This window comes from Serratia sp. szju (assembly GCF_044594185.1).
Classification (GTDB): Bacteria; Pseudomonadota; Gammaproteobacteria; order Enterobacterales; family Enterobacteriaceae; genus Serratia; species Serratia bockelmannii.
The window spans coordinates 4,221,742-4,239,532 of sequence record NZ_CP172576.1; the positions used below are offsets into that span (position 1 = coordinate 4,221,742).

The 17,791-nt window shown below is 60.8% G+C and carries 14 protein-coding genes and 1 other RNA gene; 12 read left to right on the top strand and 3 right to left on the bottom strand.

The genetic code is table 11. From position 1 onward, the window contains the following. Positions 1-300 precede the first annotated feature (300 nt). Positions 301-705, top strand: a complete 405-nt coding sequence (locus tag RE418_RS19920) for a hypothetical protein (protein WP_004931369.1) — start codon at positions 301-303, stop codon at positions 703-705. Positions 706-749: 44 nt separating this feature from the next. Here the strand turns inward: RE418_RS19920 and RE418_RS19925 are convergent, their stop codons facing one another. After that, on the bottom strand, positions 750-1,166 hold the full coding sequence (locus RE418_RS19925; RefSeq protein WP_089180837.1) for a hotdog fold thioesterase: 417 nt from the start codon (positions 1,164-1,166) through the stop codon (positions 750-752). After that, positions 1,163-4,219: an FAD-binding and (Fe-S)-binding domain-containing protein gene (locus RE418_RS19930; protein WP_049210221.1), complete on the bottom strand. Its 3,057-nt coding sequence runs from the start codon at positions 4,217-4,219 to the stop codon at positions 1,163-1,165. The genes RE418_RS19925 and RE418_RS19930 overlap by 4 nt, the downstream gene beginning before the upstream one ends. Positions 4,220-4,464: 245 nt before the next feature. Here RE418_RS19930 and ydiK point away from each other — a divergent pair, with 245 nt between their 5' ends. Continuing rightward, positions 4,465-5,565 carry an AI-2E family transporter YdiK gene (ydiK, locus tag RE418_RS19935; RefSeq protein WP_089180836.1) on the top strand — a complete coding sequence of 367 codons (1,101 nt, stop codon included), beginning with the start codon at positions 4,465-4,467 and terminating at the stop codon, positions 5,563-5,565. Positions 5,566-5,821: 256 nt separating this feature from the next. Further along, an RNA gene (gene rprA / locus RE418_RS19940) (antisense sRNA RprA) lies at positions 5,822-5,933 on the top strand. 109 nt (positions 5,934-6,042) lie between these two features. On the opposite strand, the gene ppsA is transcribed toward rprA, so the two are convergent. Continuing rightward, the gene (gene ppsA, locus RE418_RS19945; protein WP_049209411.1) at positions 6,043-8,421 is read right to left on the bottom strand and encodes a phosphoenolpyruvate synthase; all 2,379 of its coding nucleotides are present in this window, start codon (positions 8,419-8,421) and stop codon (positions 6,043-6,045) included. Positions 8,422-8,880: 459 nt separating this feature from the next. On the opposite strand from ppsA, the gene RE418_RS19950 reads away from it, so the two are divergent. From RE418_RS19950 to RE418_RS19990, 9 genes are all read left to right on the top strand, one after another. After that, a complete protein-coding gene (locus RE418_RS19950; protein WP_161781785.1) occupies positions 8,881-9,741 on the top strand; it encodes a pyruvate, water dikinase regulatory protein in 861 nt (286 codons plus the stop codon). A 197-nt stretch (positions 9,742-9,938) separates the two neighbouring features. Next, positions 9,939-10,985, top strand: a complete 1,047-nt coding sequence (locus tag RE418_RS19955; RefSeq protein WP_004931381.1) for a 3-deoxy-7-phosphoheptulonate synthase — start codon at positions 9,939-9,941, stop codon at positions 10,983-10,985. A 106-nt stretch (positions 10,986-11,091) separates the two neighbouring features. Then, positions 11,092-11,577 (top strand): glutathione peroxidase, encoded by a 486-nt coding sequence (locus RE418_RS19960; protein ID WP_089180835.1) that lies wholly within the window; start codon positions 11,092-11,094, stop codon positions 11,575-11,577. A gap of 171 nt (positions 11,578-11,748) precedes the next feature. After that, positions 11,749-11,931 carry a hemin uptake protein HemP gene (gene hemP / locus RE418_RS19965; RefSeq protein ID WP_043141213.1) on the top strand — a complete coding sequence of 61 codons (183 nt, stop codon included), beginning with the start codon at positions 11,749-11,751 and terminating at the stop codon, positions 11,929-11,931. 94 nt (positions 11,932-12,025) lie between these two features. Next, the gene (locus tag RE418_RS19970) at positions 12,026-14,068 is read left to right on the top strand and encodes a TonB-dependent hemoglobin/transferrin/lactoferrin family receptor (protein ID WP_089180834.1); all 2,043 of its coding nucleotides are present in this window, start codon (positions 12,026-12,028) and stop codon (positions 14,066-14,068) included. 66 nt (positions 14,069-14,134) lie between these two features. Continuing rightward, entirely contained in the window at positions 14,135-15,172 is a 1,038-nt protein-coding gene (locus RE418_RS19975) for a hemin-degrading factor (protein WP_025302636.1), read from the top strand. Next, entirely contained in the window at positions 15,169-15,999 is an 831-nt protein-coding gene (locus RE418_RS19980; RefSeq protein ID WP_089180833.1) for a hemin ABC transporter substrate-binding protein, read from the top strand. Before RE418_RS19975 ends, RE418_RS19980 begins: the two co-directional genes overlap by 4 nt. Then, complete coding sequence (locus tag RE418_RS19985; protein ID WP_089180832.1) at positions 15,999-17,003, top strand: iron ABC transporter permease; 1,005 nt, start codon at positions 15,999-16,001, stop codon at positions 17,001-17,003. Before RE418_RS19980 ends, RE418_RS19985 begins: the two co-directional genes overlap by 1 nt. Next, positions 16,996-17,781, top strand: a complete 786-nt coding sequence (locus tag RE418_RS19990) for a heme ABC transporter ATP-binding protein (protein WP_025302633.1) — start codon at positions 16,996-16,998, stop codon at positions 17,779-17,781. The genes RE418_RS19985 and RE418_RS19990 overlap by 8 nt, the downstream gene beginning before the upstream one ends. Positions 17,782-17,791 lie beyond the last annotated feature (10 nt).

Here is a 17,791-nt window from a genome sequence, read left to right on the forward strand (position 1 = left end):
TACCGCACTCCCCGGTGGCCCGTCAGCGTTACAGTGCCGCGGTACACTGCCGATCTAAACATTCATAGAAAATACCTATTTCTGCATTCTGTCTGTCGTAAATGTGCGTTTATCGGCATTTCGTGGCGCGGCACCAGCGCGCGCCCCTCAGGTTAAAGTTTAGTCGCTCAGGATTAAATTGGGTCGTCGGCGGCCTTTTACACCCCCACGATGAAAAAACGCCGCACCGGGGATTGATCGGCAACGCGGCAATTTATATGATAATGATTATCATTCAATTTGGATTTGAGCGCGAAGCCAATGACTCTTTCGATCAACGCATGGTTGCTGGGCAAGATTGATGACTACAAATTCAGCGTGCGCGACGCCACGGTGGACTTTTATATGGCCGAAGCGGCGCTGCGGCGCCCGGAATGCAATATCGACCACCTGAAGCGGTACAACAGCGTCAGCCTCACCATGGCCAATCTGTGCCTGGAGAACGGCGATGACGACAGCTACCTGCACGCGCTCAGCAAACTGCATAATCGGCTGATCGTCGAGATCAACAATCCGCAGCGCTGCCAGCTGTTTCGGGTGCAAAGCTACCACTTCGCCCGCCACACGCTGACGCTGATCTGCCAAAAATATGCAATGGAAGGTACCTGGGAGAAGGCGAATGCGTTTCAGAAGGACTTCGTTAAACGCGTGCCGTTTCAGCTGTAAAGCGAAAGGCTCCGCAGGCCGGCAGCCTGCGGAACCGGCGAGAATCAGTCGATGACCGCCGTGGTCAGACGCGAGGTGCAGCACAGCCGATCGCGCGCGTCTAAGATCTCTATCTGCCACACCTGATGACGGCGGCCAACGTGCAGCGCGCGGCACACCCCGCGCACCTGGCCATCGAACACCGCCCGCAGGTGGTTGGCGTTGATCTCCAGCCCCACCACCTTCTGTTCGCCTTCGCTGCACAGGTAGCCGGCCATCGATCCCATCGATTCCGCCAGCACCACCGACGCCCCGCCGTGCAGCAGCCCGAACGGCTGCCGGGTGCGGCCGTCCACCGGCATGGTGGCTTCCAGGAAATCCTCGCCCAGCTGAGTAAACTCGATGCCCACATGGCTGACCATGCAGCCATCGCCGGCGCGGTTCAGCTGCTCCAGCGATGTTTCACGTTTCCACAATTTCACTCAATCATCTCCAGAAGTGCCTGTAATGGGTGGCGCACGCCATTGCCCTCAATGCGTTTCACCTGGCTGCGGCAGGAATAACCGGTCGCCAGGCAGCGCTGACGCGGCAAACGCTGCAGCGTCGGATGCCATGATAGCTCATAAATGCCGAGCGAGTTTTGCAGGTTCTTGGCTTCATGGCCGTAAGTGCCGGCCATGCCGCAGCAGCCGACACTGACGTTCTCCAGTTTGGCGCCGAAGCGGGCGAAGATCGCCGCCCACTGTTGGCCGCTGGCCGGCAGCGCGGTGGTTTCGGTGCAGTGACCGAACAGATACCAGGGTTCGCCGGTCGCCGGCTGTTCGGCGCGATCCGCGATCCGCTGTTGCAACCATTCATGCACCAGCTGCACCTGGAAATCGCCGCGCTCGGCGCCGAGGATCTCACGGTATTCGTCGCGGTAGCACAGCACCAGCGCCGGATCGACGCCCACCAGCGGCATGCCGAGCTGCGCCATGCGGTTGAGAAAATCGGCGGTTTTGCGCGCGGTGCGGGCAAAGCGCGTCAGGAAGCCCTTCACATGCTGCGCCTTGCCGTTCGGCGAGAACGGCAGCAGCACCGGTTTATAGCCGAGCTTTTCCACCAGCCGAACGAAATCCGCCACCACTTTGGCGTCGTAATAGCTGGTGAACGGATCCTGAACAATCAGCACGTGTTCTTCGCGTTGCTCGGCGTTCAACCCTTCCAACTGTTCCAGCGTCAGCGTGGTCGCGCGGTGGCCGGACAGCTGCTGACGCAGCGTCGGGCTGGACAACAGCGGCAGATCGACCATGCCGACGGCGTTGCGGCTCATCTCCCGCAGCCACGGCTGGCGGAAGAAGAAGTTGAACACCTTCGGCGCGCGGGCCATCAATGGGGTATAGCTCTCTACGCCGGCGACCATGTAGTCGCTCACCGGGCGCAGGTAGCGGGTATGGTAAAGCTGCAGGAAGCGCGAACGGAACCCCGGCACGTCAATTTTGATCGGGCACTGGGTGGAACAGGCCTTGCAGGCCAGACAGCCGGACATCGCCTCTTTCACTTCGTGCGAAAAGTCGTACTCGCCCTTGCCGGCATGCCAGCTGTTGCGGGTTTTCTCGATTAGACCACGCAAGCTGAGACGCTGCTGCGGCAGCTGTTTCTCCAGCGCCAGCGGATCGACGCCCTGCTCGGCCAACAGACGCAGCCACTCACGCACCAGCGTCGCCCGCCCTTTTGGTGAATGAATGCGATTGCCGCTGATCTTCATCGACGGGCACATCGGGCTGCGCACGTCGAAGTTGAAGCACAGGCCGTTGCCGTTACACTCCAGCGCGCCGCGGAACGAGGTGCGCACCTCGACCGGTATCTGGCGATCGAAGGTGCCGCGTTTGACCGCGTCTACCTCCATCATCGGTGCATCTACCGCCAGTGGCGAACAGATCTTGCCCGGGTTCAAACGGTTATCCGGATCAAACGCCGCCTTGATGCGGCGTAGCTCTTCATACAGCGTTTCCCCGAAGAACTCAGGGCTGTACTCGGCACGGAAGCCCTTGCCGTGCTCCCCCCACAACAGACCACCGTATTTGGCGGTCAGCGCCACCACCCGATCGGAGATCTGCTTCATCAGCACTTCCTGCTGCGGGTCGCACATGTCGAGCGCCGGGCGCACGTGCAACACCCCGGCGTCGACGTGGCCGAACATGCCGTAGCTCAGGTTGTGGTCGTCAAGCAGTTGACGGAATTCGACGATATAGTCCGCCAGGTGTTGCGGCGGCACACAGGTATCCTCGGCAAACGGAATCGGCTTGGCGCGCCCCTTGGCGTTGCCCAGCAGCCCGACCGCCTTCTTGCGCATGTTGTAAATGCGCTCGATGCCAGCCAGATCGCCGCAGATCTGGTACCCGATCACACCGCCCTGCCGCTGCGCGATCAGTTCATCCAGCCGTTGGCACAGAGCCTCCATCTGGCCGTCGATCAGCGCCCGATCGTCGCCGGCGAACTCGACGATGTTCAGCCCGAGCATTTCTTTATCCGGCACGTCGGCGATCAGTTCGTTCACCGAGTGCCAAACAATGTCTTCACGCGCCAGATTCAGCACCTTGGAATCGATGGTTTCCACCGACAGCGCCTTGGCCTCGACCATAAAGGGCGCATTGCGCAGCGCCGAGTCGAAGGAGTCGTACTTCACGTTGACCAGGCGGCGCACTTTCGGCAGCGGCGTGATATCCAGCCGCGCCTCGGTGATAAACGCCAGCGTGCCTTCGGCGCCGGTCAGGATGCGCGTCAGATCGAAGGTTTGCAGATCGTCGCTCAGCACGTGGCGCAGATCGTAACCGGTGAGGAAGCGGTTGAGCTTGGGGAATTTCTCCAGGATCAATGCGCGCTGCTCACGGCAGCGATTGAGCACCGTGCGGTAAATGCGCCCTTCCGCGGTCTCTTCCAGAGCAATCGTTTCCGCCAGCGCCGTCGGCATGGCGCGGGTATCGATCATCTCGCCGCCCAGCAGCACCGCCCGCAGGCCCAACACGTGATCGGAGGTTTTGCCGTATACCAGCGAGCCCTGGCCGGAGGCGTCAGTGTTGATCATGCCGCCCAAGGTGGCGCGGTTGCTGGTGGACAGTTCCGGCGAGAAGAAGTAGCCGAACGGCCGCAAATATTGATTCAGCTGGTCCTTGATGACCCCGGCTTCGACTTTCACCCAGCCCTGTTCGACGTTGATCTCCAGAATGCGGTTCATATGACGCGACATATCGACCACGATGCCGGTATTGAGTGACTGACCGTTGGTGCCGGTGCCGCCGCCGCGCGGGCTGAAGGTCAGCGTATTGAATCGCTCTTCCCCGGCCAGACGCGCAATCAGCGCCACGTCAGCGGTGGAACGGGGGAACACCACCGCATCGGGCAACAGCTGATAGATACTGTTGTCGGTGGCCATCGTCAGGCGGTCGGCGTAGCTGGTGGCGGTATCGCCGTTGAATCCGTTTTGCTTCAGTGCTTCCAAAAAGTCGAGCACCCGTTGAACGAGGCCGGGCGCCTGAGAAATCTGTGGGATCATTCGCTTTTTTGACCCTGTCCGTCTATTTTTTATGCGCTGATGTACGCTGAATCGGGCCTTTAATTCAGACCCACCCTATTTTTTAGTGACACTAAAAACTAACATACTCGTTTAGTGAAGGCATTCACATTATTACCGCCCTGCGAGCGCCGCCACAGGCGGCCGCCCGGCGGCGATAAACCGACCGACAGGCACCCCGATTCGCCGGTGCCAGGGATTTAATTGACCAGGATGAGAAGCCACTGATGCCACTCCCGCAATCGCGTTACGACTTACCGCGAATTATTTTCGGCGTGCTGTTTATCGCCATCATGATCGTTGCCTGTTTTTGGGTGATCCAACCGTTTATTCTCGGCTTCGCCTGGGCGGGCATGGTGGTGATCGCCACCTGGCCGTTGCTGCTCAAACTGCAAAAGCTGCTGTGGAGCCGTCGCTCGCTGGCGGTGTTGGTCATGACCCTGCTGCTGATCCTGCTGTTCATTCTGCCGATTTCCCTGCTGATCAGCAGCGTGGTGGATAACAGCGCGCCGCTCATCGCCTGGGCCAGTTCACCCGGCAAGCTGCACATTCCCGATCTAGCCTGGCTGCAGTCCGTGCCGATGATCGGCGACAGGCTCTATACCAGCTACCACACATTGGTTAACGCCGGCGGCGCTGCGCTGCTGGCGAAGGTTCAGCCGTACTTCGGTCAAACCGCCACCTGGTTCGTGGCGCAGGCGGCGCATATCGGCCGTCTGCTGCTGCACTGCGCGCTGATGCTGCTGTTCAGCGCCTTGTTGTATGCGCGCGGCGAGCAGGTGGCGCTGGGTATCCGTCACTTTGCGGTACGCCTCGGTTCCAAACGCGGCGATGCGGCGGTGCTACTGGGCGGCCAGGCGATCCGCGCCGTCGCGCTGGGCGTGGTGGTGACGGCGTTGGTGCAGTCGGTGCTGGGCGGCATCGGTCTGGCGGTGAGCGGCATACCAGCCGCCACCCTGCTGACGATGCTGATCTTTATCTGCTGCGTGGCACAATTGGGGCCGCTGTTGGTGCTGGTGCCGGCCATCATCTGGCTGTACTGGCACGGCGACACCACCTGGGGCACCGTACTGCTGGTCTGGAGCTGCGTGGTAGCCACGCTGGATAACGTGCTGCGCCCGGTGCTGATCCGCATGGGCGCCGACCTGCCGCTGCTGCTGATCCTGTCCGGCGTTATCGGCGGTTTGCTGGCCTTCGGTATGATTGGCCTGTTCATCGGCCCGGTGGTATTGGCGGTATCTTATCGCCTGCTGACCGCCTGGATGGATGAAGCGCCAGAGCCGACCACCGCGCCGGAGCAAGTCATCGAAGATCTGGAAAAACGCTAATCCCCCCCTTCCGCCCGCATCGTCGGGCGGAACATTTCACTCAGGTCATTATTCCTACCTCATTCGAGTAATATCTCCGCCAAATATAATGCCGCCCTATATTGATTACGGTACAGCGAATGAAAGGTGCAATGTAAATCCCTGTTTGTTGCAAGCGGCAAAAAGAGATAACTCCCACAAATAAAATGTGATGGCGCTATCGATTAGGATGATTCTTAATGACTAGTCGCGTTCAAAAATCTAGTATTATGGCCATATATTGCTTCAAATCACTGATTTTAAAGCAACCTTTCTGAACAATGTAATGCCATACATGTGAATTGCTGTGTGTAGTCTTTGCCCATCTCCTACGGTGGGCTTTTTTTTATTCTTTTTTCGTCGAATTGATTATTTTACGCGCCGTTATTTACATTCGGAAATAAAAAGGCCGCAGCGTTAACTGCGGCCCGGCGTTAATGCCTCAGCGAGGCCGAGACATTATTTCTTTTTCGACAAATTGATCCAGGTCTGCACCACGGTGTCTGGATTGAGCGACAGGCTGTCGATGCCCTGCTCCATCAGCCACTCGGCGAAGTCTTCATGGTCAGACGGGCCCTGGCCGCAGATGCCGACGTATTTGCCGTGGCGTTTGGCCGCCTGAATCGCCATCGACAGCAGCGCTTTCACCGCCTCGTTGCGCTCGTCGAACAGCTCCGACACCACGCCGGAGTCACGATCCAGCCCCAGCGCCAGCTGGGTCATGTCGTTGGAACCGATAGAGAAGCCGTCGAAGTGCTCGAGGAACTGATCCGCCAACAGCGCATTGGACGGGATCTCGCACATCATGATCACTTTCAGCCCGTTTTCACCGCGCTTCAGCCCCTGACGCGCCAGCTCCGCCACCACCGCTTCCGCCTGGGCCACGGTGCGCACGAACGGCACCATGATTTCGACGTTGGTCAGCCCCATTTCGTTACGCACGCGTTTCACCGCCTCGCACTCCAGCGCGAAGCAATCGCGGAAGCTATCGGCCACGTAACGGCCGGCGCCGCGGAAGCCCAGCATCGGGTTCTCTTCGTGTGGTTCATACTTATCGCCGCCCACCAGGTTGGCGTACTCGTTGGATTTGAAGTCGGACAGGCGCACGATCACACGCTTCGGCCAGAAGGCGGCACCCAGCGTCGCGATCCCTTCTGTCAGGCGGCCAACGTAGAACTCGACCGGGTGGTCGTAACCCTGCATTAACGCGCGAATTTCGTTTTGCAGCGCCGGCGTCTGCTGATCGAACTCCAGCAGCGCGCGCGGGTGCACACCGATCATGCGGTTGATGATAAATTCCAGCCGCGCCAGGCCCACGCCTTCATTTGGCAAACGCGCAAAGTCGAAAGCGCGATCCGGGTTGCCGACGTTCATCATGATCTTCAGCGGCAGATCCGGCAGCTCGGTCACTTCGGAGCTCTGCACGCTGAAATCCAGCATGTCGCTGTAAACGAAGCCGGTGTCGCCTTCCGCACAGGAAACGGTGACTTTCTGGCCGTCTTTCAGCACATCGGTGGCGTGGCCGCAGCCCACCACCGCCGGGATGCCCAACTCACGGGCGATGATCGCCGCGTGACAGGTGCGCCCGCCGCGGTTGGTGACGATCGCGGCGGCCTTCTTCATGATCGGCTCCCAGTCCGGGTCGGTCATGTCGGTCACCAGCACGTCGCCCGGCAGGATGCGATCCATTTCGCTGATGTCGTGGATCACTTTCACCGGACCGGCGCCGATGCGATGACCGATGGCGCGGCCTTCCACCAGCACCGGGCTAGTGCCATTCAGCTGGTAGCGCTCCATGGTTTGTTCGTTGGAGCGAACGGTTTCCGGACGCGCCTGCACGATCAGCAGCTTGCCGGTATGGCCGTCTTTCGCCCATTCGATATCCATCGGGCGGCCGTAATGTTTTTCGATCAGGATCGCCTGCTGCGCCAGCGCCTGCACTTCGTCATCCGTCAGCGAGAAACGGCTGCGCTGCGCTTCCGGCACGTCTTCGATGCGCACCTGCTTGCCGTGATCCTGCGACGGTGCGTACACCATGCGGATCTTTTTCGAGCCCAGGTTGCGGCGCACGATCGCCGGCTTGCCTTTTTGCAGCGTCGGTTTGTGCACGTAGAACTCATCCGGGTTCACCGCGCCCTGCACCACCATTTCACCCAGACCGAAGGCGGAGGTGATGAACACCACCTGATCAAAGCCAGACTCGGTATCGATGGTGAACATCACGCCCGAGGAGGCCAGATCCGAGCGCACCATGCGCTGTACGCCCGCCGACAGCGCCACGCCGCGGTGGTCATAGCCCTGGTGCACGCGATAAGAGATGGCGCGGTCGTTGAACAGCGAGGCGAACACGTGCTTGATCGCCACCATTACGGCGTCGATGCCCTGCACGTTGAGGAAGGTTTCCTGCTGGCCGGCGAAGGACGCGTCCGGCATGTCTTCCGCCGTGGCGGAGGAGCGCACCGCAAAGGAAGCTTCCGGTTCGCCGTCGGCGAGCTGTTGGTAAGCCTGATGAATTTCACGCTCGAACTCGGCGTGGAACGGCGTGTCGATCACCCATTGGCGGATCTGGGCGCCGGCCTTGGCCAGTTGGGCAACGTCGTCAACGTCGGTCTGATCCAGTAGCTGATAGATGCGCTGGTTAACACCGCTTTGTTCGAGGAAATCGTTAAACGCCTGTGCGGTGGTGGCAAAACCGTTCGGCACGGCCACGCCCAAATCGGAAAGATTGGTGATCATTTCACCGAGGGAGGCGTTTTTGCCGCCGACACGGTCAACGTCGTGCATGCCAAGCTGGTTGTACCAAAGCACATTACGCAAGTCTGGGCCATTGTTGGACATCGAGACAATCCTTATTGCTATCAGTAGGGTAAAGACGGATTTAATTCGCTTGCTTTACGGCGCCGCTAACACGGAGCCGAATCAGACTAGCACACTGATCTGGGGAAAATGGAAAGGTGAATCGATCAACCCACTGAAGAAAGTGGTTTTTAAGAGAATGTCCTAACCGGCTGATTTGGCAGGGAACCGTTCCCAATCGCACGAAAAGCTTAGTTCTCAACAAATTACGTTCTTTTTAAACTTCTGTTTTAATGACCGCGCAAACGCTACCGTTTTTGGTGAAAATAACGGCAAATTTACGTTTCGGGTCGAAAAACCTCGTTGCGCCACAATTTTTACCGCCGGCAAAACGCGCTTTTCTTCACGCGCCGGCGCAAAGCGCTTTACCGTCCCGCCGTCACAATTTTTTCCCTCCCCCCTTTACCGACGGATCGTCCGCGGCCCATGATATTGACAGTGATGACAGCAGGAACACCGTTTTCAGGTAAGGAGCCTCGGGTGGAAAGAAGCGTTTTTTATATTTCGGATGGTACGGCGATCACCGCCGAAGTGTTGGGGCACGCGGTGCTGTCGCAGTTTCCGGTCACGGCGACCACCTTTACCCTGCCGTTCGTCGAAACCGAGGCGCGCGCGCGCGCAGTTCGCCAGCAAATCGATGATATTTATAATCAAACCGGCGTGCGGCCACTGGTGTTTTACTCCATCATCTCGCCGGAAGTGCGCGATGTGATCGTGCAGAGCCAGGGCTTCTGCCAGGATATCGTGCAGGCGCTGGTCGGCCCGCTGCAGGGCGAGCTGGAAGTGGAACCGACGCCGGTGCCGAACCGCACCCACGGCCTGACCGCCAGCAACCTCGGCAAGTACGACGCGCGCATTGCCGCCATCGACTATACCCTGGCGCATGACGACGGCATTTCGCTGCGCAACCTCGATCAGGCGCAGGTGATCCTGCTCGGCGTGTCGCGCTGCGGCAAAACCCCCACCAGCCTTTATCTGGCGATGCAGTTCGGCATTCGCGCCGCCAACTATCCGTTTATCGCCGACGATATGGATAATTTGCACCTGCCGGCCTCGCTGAAACCGTTTCAGCATAAATTATTCGGCCTGACCATCGATCCGGAACGCCTGGCGGCGATCCGTGAAGAGCGGCGTGAAAACAGCCGTTACGCTTCATTACGCCAGTGCCGCATGGAGATCGCCGAGGTCGAGGCGCTGTTCCGCAAAAATCAGATCCGCTACCTCAATACCACCAATTATTCGGTCGAAGAGATTTCCACCAAAATCCTCGACATCCTCGGTATGAGTCGCCGCATGTTCTGATCATTTTCTCGCGGGGCCGCCGTGCCCCGCCGCCTGCCGTTTATTTCAACAGCAGCTGATTTTTTTGTGCTTTTTTTCGCGGTTTTGATCAACAGAACACAATCTCTACGGTTGAATTCAGCGCTTTTTGCGTTATTGTGATCGCCATCACTTCCCGGCACTCCTGCCGCAGAGAAGAACAGTTTCCAGGGAACAACATGCACAAAACAGATGAACTGCGGACCGCGCGCATCGACAGCCTCGTCACGCCGCAAGCGTTGGCAGACAAGCTGCCGATCTCGGCGGCCGTCGCCGACAACGTGACAGCGTCACGAAAACGCATTGAAAAAATCCTCACCGGTGAAGACCGCCGCCTGCTGGTGGTGATCGGCCCCTGCTCCATCCACGATCTCGACGCCGCCGTCGATTACGCTGGCCGGTTGAACGCCCTGCGCGAACGCTACCAGGATCGTCTGGAAATCGTGATGCGTACCTACTTCGAAAAACCGCGTACCGTCGTCGGCTGGAAAGGCCTGATCTCCGATCCGGCGCTGGACGGCACCTTCCAGGTCAACCGCGGCATCGAAATGGCGCGCCGCCTGCTGCTGGAAGTGAACCAGCTCGGCCTGCCGACCGCCACCGAATTCCTGGACATGGTCGTCGGCCAATACATCGCCGATCTCATCAGCTGGGGCGCCATCGGTGCGCGCACCACCGAAAGCCAGATCCACCGTGAAATGGCCTCGGCGCTCTCCTGCCCGGTCGGTTTCAAAAACGGCACCGACGGCAACACCCGCATCGCCATCGACGCCATTCGCGCGGCGCGCGCCGGGCACATGTTCCTGTCGCCGGACAAACATGGCCAGATGACCATCTACCAGACCAGCGGCAACCCGTACGGCCACATCATCATGCGCGGCGGAAAGACGCCGAACTACCACGCCAGCGACATCGCCGCCGCCTGTGACAGCCTGCGCGAGTTCGATCTGCCTGAACACCTGGTGATCGACTTCAGCCACGGCAACTGCCAGAAAATGCACCGTCGCCAGCTGGAAGTGGCCGACAACGTCTGCCAGCAGATCCGCGCCGGCTCCGCCGCCATCACCGGCGTGATGGCGGAAAGCTTCCTGGTGGAAGGCACGCAGAAAATCGTCGCCGGCCAGCCGCTGACCTATGGCCAGTCGATCACCGATCCTTGCCTGAGCTGGTCCGACAGCGAGCAGTTGCTGGCGATGCTGGCGGATGCGGTTGATAGCCGTTTCTAACCCAGTAGAGGCCGGGGCCACGCCCCCGGCTTTATTCCTTCTGCCCCGCTCATCTATACTGATTGCAACGCTTTAGCGCCCGCCGAAACGCACTGGGAGCCCCGGCATGATTCACTCTCTGTTATCCATCCCCTGCGTCACGCTGCAGGGCGAGCAAAAAACGCTGGGCGATTTCCCGGCGCGCGCTTACCTGGTGGTCAACACCGCCAGCAAGTGCGGCTTCACCCCGCAATACCGTGGGCTGGAAAATTTGTGGCAATACTATCGCGAACGCGGCCTGGTGGTGCTCGGCTTCCCCTGCAACCAGTTTGGTTCTCAGGAGCCGGGCAGTCCGCTGGAGATCGCCAACTTTTGCAGCCTCAACTACGGCGTCAGTTTCCCGCTGTTCAGCAAGATAGACGTTAACGGTCCCGGCGCGCACCCGCTGTTCAATGAGCTGAAACGCCTGGCACCCGGCATTCTGGGCAGCCGCCGCATCAAGTGGAATTTCACCAAATTCCTGCTCACCGCCGACGGCCAGCGTATCACGCGCTTTGCGCCGTTCACTAAGCCCGAGCGTTTGTTTGACCGCATCGAAACCCTGCTGAAATAACGCCCCTTTTTTACGGGCCGAGTGCGCTCGGCCCGCCGCCGGATGTCCGTTCGACAAAAAGGTTCCATCGGTAAGAAAATTTTCCTTGATGTAACCTTTCCTTCACATGATAATGATTCTCAGTTTGATATTAATTACCATTTAATGGTCTGTTTTATAAGCACAATGATGATGGATACTGCCAACACGCCTACCCCCGCCGCCGCGGCCCCGACCGAGCACAGCGCAAACGCGCCGCCCAGCTACGACAGCGCACAGCTGCTCGGCACCGACGGCATCGCGTTCATTACCCATCAGGGCCAGCGCTATCAGCTGCGGCAGACCAAAGCCGGGAAATTGATCCTGACCAAATAACCATAGAACCCTCAAACGCCAGCCACCCCGATCGGTTGATCCAGGCAGCCAGCAAATCTATTGATATGTTTTATTACATACGGAGAGTTGCACCATGCCTCTGACATTTTCCACCCGGCTGCGTTTTTCCGCTTTGAGTCTGGCGATTGCCTGCGCTCTGCCTACGGTGGCCTTGGCACAAAACACCAGCACAACATCCTCTTCCAACGCGGCGCCGGCTAAAAAAGCCAAAGCCGCCGACGAGACCATGACGGTGGTCGCCACCGGTAACCAACGCAGCAGCTTTGAAGCGCCGATGATGGTCACGGTCATCGAAGGCAACTCGCCAGAAAGCCAGACCGCCACCTCGGCCGCCGATATGCTGCGCCGCGTGCCGGGCATCACCGTGAACGGCACCGGGCGCAGCAACGGTCAGGACGTAACGATGCGCGGCTACGGCAAAAACGGCGTGCTGACGCTGGTCGACGGCATCCGCCAGGGGACCGATACCGGCCACATCGGCGGCACCTTCCTCGATCCGGCGCTGGTCAAGCGCATTGAAATCGTGCGCGGTCCCTCTGCGTTGCTGTATGGCAGCGGCGCGCTGGGCGGCGTCATCGCCTACGAGACCGTCGATGCCGCCGATCTGCTGCTGCCGGGCCACGATACCGGGTTCCGCGTCTACGGCACCGCCGGCAGCGGCGATCACAGCCTGGGCATGGGCGCCAGCGCCTACGGCAAGACCGATAACCTCGACGGTTTGCTGTCGTTCGGTACCCGCGACGTCGGTAATCTGCGTCAGGGCAACGGCTTCGATGCGCCTAACGACGAAACCATCAGCAACGTGCTGGCAAAAGGCACCTGGAAAATCGACGACAATCAGTCATTGAGCGGCGATCTGCGCTACTACAACAACAGCGCCCAGGAGCCGAAAAACCCGCAGACGCCGGGCAGCTCGAGCGGCAACCCGATGACCAACCGCTCCACCATCCAGCGTGATGCCGCTCTGAGCTATAAGCTCAAGCCGGTCGGCCAGGATTGGCTGGACGCCACCGCGAAACTGTACACCTCGGAAGTCAAAATCAATGCGCACAACGCCGGTGCGGCCGACGAATTCCGCAAGCAGACCACCAACGGCGGCAAGCTGGAAAACCGCACACGTCTGTTCGCCGACAGCTTTGCGTCACACCTGCTGACCTACGGCTCCGAAGTGTATGAACAGAAACAGCAGCCGGGCGGCGCCACTACCAGTTTCCCGCAGGCCAAGATCAACTTCGCCTCCGGCTGGCTGCAGGATGAAATCACGCTGCGCGACATTCCGATCACCGTGCTGGCCGGCACGCGCTACGACGATTACAAAGGCAGCAGCCAGGGCCACGAAGACGTCAAGGCCGACAAATGGTCGTCCCGCGGGGCCCTGAGCTACTCGCCGACCGACTGGCTGATGCTGTTCGGCTCCTATTCCCAGGCCTTCCGCGCCCCGACCATGGGCGAGATGTACAACGATTCGCGTCACTTCCCCGGCAACTATTGGGTGCCTAATCCGAATCTGCGGCCGGAAACCACCAGCACCACCGAAGCCGGTTTCGGCTTGCGCTTCGACGATCTGCTGCTGGCGGATGACAGCCTGCAATTCAAGGCCAGTTACTTCGATACCGACGCCAAAGACTACATCTTCATGTATGTCACTCGCACGCAGACCGCCTCAGCGAATATCTCTCGCGCCAAGATTTGGGGTTGGGACACCTCGCTGAACTACCAGACCAAGTGGTTTAACTGGGATCTGGCTTACAACCGCACACGCGGCAAGGACAAGTCTCGCAATGGCGAATTGAACGCGAAAAGCGGCGATTGGCTGGCCGACATCAGCCCGGATACCGTCACCAGTTCGCTGGACGTGCCGCTGGGCGAAACCGGTTTGTCCGCCGGCTGGGTCGCCACCTTCGCCGAACGCGCCACCCGCGTACAAACGGGGACGCCGGAGCAAGGCGGCTATGGCGTCAACGACTTCTATCTGAGCTACAAGGGCCGCGATCGGCTGCAGGGCATGACCACCACCGTGGTACTGGGCAACGCCTTCGACAAAGAATATTACTCGCCGCAGGGCGTCCCGCAGGATGGCCGCAACGCCAAACTGCTGGTCAGCTACCAGTGGTAATCATTTGACTATCTGGCGGACAACCCGGTTGTCCGCCGTTCGCATTACAGCGCAGGAGAATCCCGCATGAGCAACACCCTATACGAACGCTACCAACAGGCCAAAATCGACCACCCCGGCAAATACGCCCGCGATCTGGCGGCGATCCTTGGCGTCAGCGAAGCGGAGCTGACGCACGCCCGCGTCGGCCACGACACGCGCCGCCTGCAGGCCGACGCGCGCACCCTGCTGACCGAGCTTGAGCAGGTCGGCGTCACCAAGTCCATCACCCGCAACAGCTATGCGGTGCATGAGCAGATGGGCCGCTACCGCAACCAGCACCTCAACGGCCACGCCGGGCTGATCCTCAACCCGCGCGAGCTGGATCTGCGCCTGTTCCTCAACCACTGGACCAGCGTTTTCGCTATGAGCGAAACCAACAAACGCGGCGTGCGCCACAGCATCCAGTTCTTCGACCAACAGGGCGATGCGCTGCACAAGGTCTACACCACCGAAGAGACCGATCTGCCGGCCTGGATGGCGCTGGTGGAGCGCCACCTGAGCGAAGAAAACCCGGCGCTGGCGCTGCAACCCGCCGAGGTGAGCACCGCGGATGAAACGACGCAGGATCATGCCAAAATCGACGGTGAATGGCGCGCGATGACCGACGTTCACCAGTTCTTCCAGCTGCTGAGCCGCAATAAGCTCACGCGTCAGCAGGCGTTCCGCGCCGTCGGCGACGATCTGGCCTATCAGGTAGACAACAGCGCGCTCTCGCAGCTGCTGCAAGCGGCGCAGCAGCAGCAAAACGAGATCATGATCTTCGTCGGCAACCGCGGCTGCGTGCAGATCTTCACCGGCCAGATCGAACGTTTGATGCCGCAGGAAGGCTGGATCAACGTGTTCAACCGCCGCTTCACGCTGCACCTGATTGAAGGCGCCATCGCCGAAAGCTGGATCACCCGCAAACCGACCAAGGACGGCATCGTCACCAGCCTGGAGCTGTTCGCCGCCGATGGCACGCAGATTGCGCAGCTGTATGGCCAGCGTACCGAAGGGCAGCCGGAACAAACCCAGTGGCGCGAGCAGGTTGCCGCGCTCGCCGCCAAGGACATCGCCGCATGAAATCTTCCTTGATCCGCCGCCTGACGCTGATGATGACGCTGGCGCTGCCGCTCACCGCGGCGGCGGCGCAGCGCATCGTCTCGATCGGCGGCGACGTGACGGAAATCGCCTTCGCGCTCGGCGCCGGCGACGACGTGATCGCCCGTGACAGCACCAGTCTGCATCCGGAGGCGGTGAAAAAGCTGCCGGACGTCGGCTACATGCGCCAACTGAACGCCGAAGGCATTTTGGCGCTGAAACCGACGCTGGTGCTGACGACCGAGCTGGCGCAGCCGGCGCTGGTGCTCAAACAGTTGGCGGACAGCGGCGTCAAAGTGGTCAGCGTGCCGGGTGACACCACCCTGCAGGCGGTGCCGCAGAAAATCGCTACGATCGCCGCCGCGTTGCAACGCGTTGAGCAAGGCAAACAGCTGAGCGAGCGCTATCAACAGCAGCTGGCGGCGGTCGATACCTCTCCGCTGCCGGTCAAGGTGCTGTTCGTGATGAGCCACGGCGGCATTACGCCGATGGCTGCCGGGCAACACACCGCCGCCGACGCGGTGATCGCCGCCGCCGGACTGAAAAACGCCATGCAGGGCTTTGACCGCTACCGTCCGCTGTCGCAGGAAGGCGTCATCGCCAGCGCGCCGGATCTGTTGCTGGTCACCACCGACGGCGTGCGCACCCTCGGCGGCGAACAGCAGCTGTGGACGCTGCCGGGCCTGGCGTTGACGCCGGCGGGCAAGCAGCGCCGCGTACTGATCGTCGATGACATGGCGCTGCTGGGCTTCGGTCTGGAAACGCCGGCGGCGCTGGCCAAACTGCGCCACGCGGCGGAGCAAAAGTAATGCGCAGTCGCACCTCGCCTCAGTTGGCCATCATCGGCCTGCTGGTGCTGCTGACGTTGCTGGCGCTGGTCGCCGCCAACCTGGGCGCGCTGACGCTGTCGTTTCGCACCCTGTGGCGCGAACCCTTCAGCGACGCCGCCTGGCACATCTGGCTGAACATTCGTCTGCCGCGCGTGCTGCTGGCAGTAGTGATCGGCTGCGCATTGGCAGTGTCCGGCGCGGTGATGCAGGGGCTGTTCCGCAACCCGCTGGCGGATCCGAGCCTTCTGGGCATCAGCAGCGGCGGCGCGCTGTTTGTCGCCCTGTTCATCGTGATGCCGCTGGCGTTGCCGGTGACGATCGCGCTATACGGCCATATGCTGGCGGCGTTCCTCGGCAGCCTGCTGGTATCGCTTTTGATCTACGGCATCAGCCGCAGCGGGCACGGCAATCTGTCGCGGCTGCTGCTGGCGGGCATCGCCATCAACGCCCTGTGCATGGCGGCCATCGGCGTGCTCTCCTACATCAGCAGCGATCAACAGCTGCGCCAGTTCTCGCTGTGGATGATGGGCAGCCTCAGCCAGTCGCAGTGGCCGACGCTGGCCGTTTCCGCCTCGCTGATCCTGCCTACGGCGCTGCTGACGCTGTTGCAGGCGCGCCGGCTGAATCTGTTGCAGCTGGGGGACGAAGAGGCCCACTACCTCGGGGTGAACGTCCAGCGCGCCAAGCTGCAGCTGCTGTTGCTGAGCGCCCTGCTGATCGGCGCGGCGGTAGCGATGAGCGGCGTGATCGGCTTCGTCGGTCTGGTGGTGCCACATCTGGTGCGCATGCGCCTTGGCGGCGATCACCGCTGGCTACTGCCCTGCTCCGCGCTGGGCGGCGCCTGCCTGCTGCTGGTCAGCGATACGCTGGCGCGCACACTGGTGGCGCCGGCCGAAATGCCGGTAGGCTTGATGACCAGCCTGATCGGCGGTCCTTACTTCTTATGGCTGGTGATGCGCCAGCGGGAGCGAACCGGTGGATAACGCCGCCTGCCTGACAGCCCGAGAGCTGCGTTACAGCCTCGGTACGCGCCGCTTGATCAACGACGTTTCGCTCAGCCTCGCCAGCGGTGAGATGGTGGCGATTATCGGCCCTAACGGCGCCGGCAAATCGACGCTGCTGCGCTTGCTGACCGGCTATCTGACGCCGGACTGCGGCGAATGCCGGCTGCTCGACCGCCCGCTGGAACACTGGGCGCCGCAGCAGTTGGCCAAAGTCCGAGCCGTGATGCGCCAATACAGCGATCTGGCGTTTCCCTTCAGCGTGGAAGAAGTGGTCAGCATGGGGCGATCGCCGCACGGCAAACGCGACGAGCATCAGGCGATCCAACAGGTGATGGAACAAACCGACTGCCTGGCGCTGGCGCAGCGCGATTACCGCCGGTTGTCCGGTGGCGAACAGCAGCGGGTGCAGTTGGCGCGGGTGTTGGCGCAGCTGTGGCAACCGCAACCGTCTCCCGCCTGGCTGTTTCTCGACGAGCCGACCTCGGCGCTGGATCTGTATCACCAGCAGCACACCCTGCGCCTGCTGCGCTCGCTGACACGTCAACAGCCGCTGGGCGTCTGCTGCGTGCTGCACGATCTCAATCTGGCGGCGCTGTACGCCGATAGGATCCTGCTGTTGCATCAGGGCCGCCTGGTGGCGAGCGGCACGCCGCAAGAGGTCCTGCAGACGGAGATCCTCACCCGCTGGTATCAGGCCGATCTCGGCGTGGTGCATCATCCCGAAGTGTCTCTGCCGCAGGTCTATCTACGTCAATAACATCAAGGGC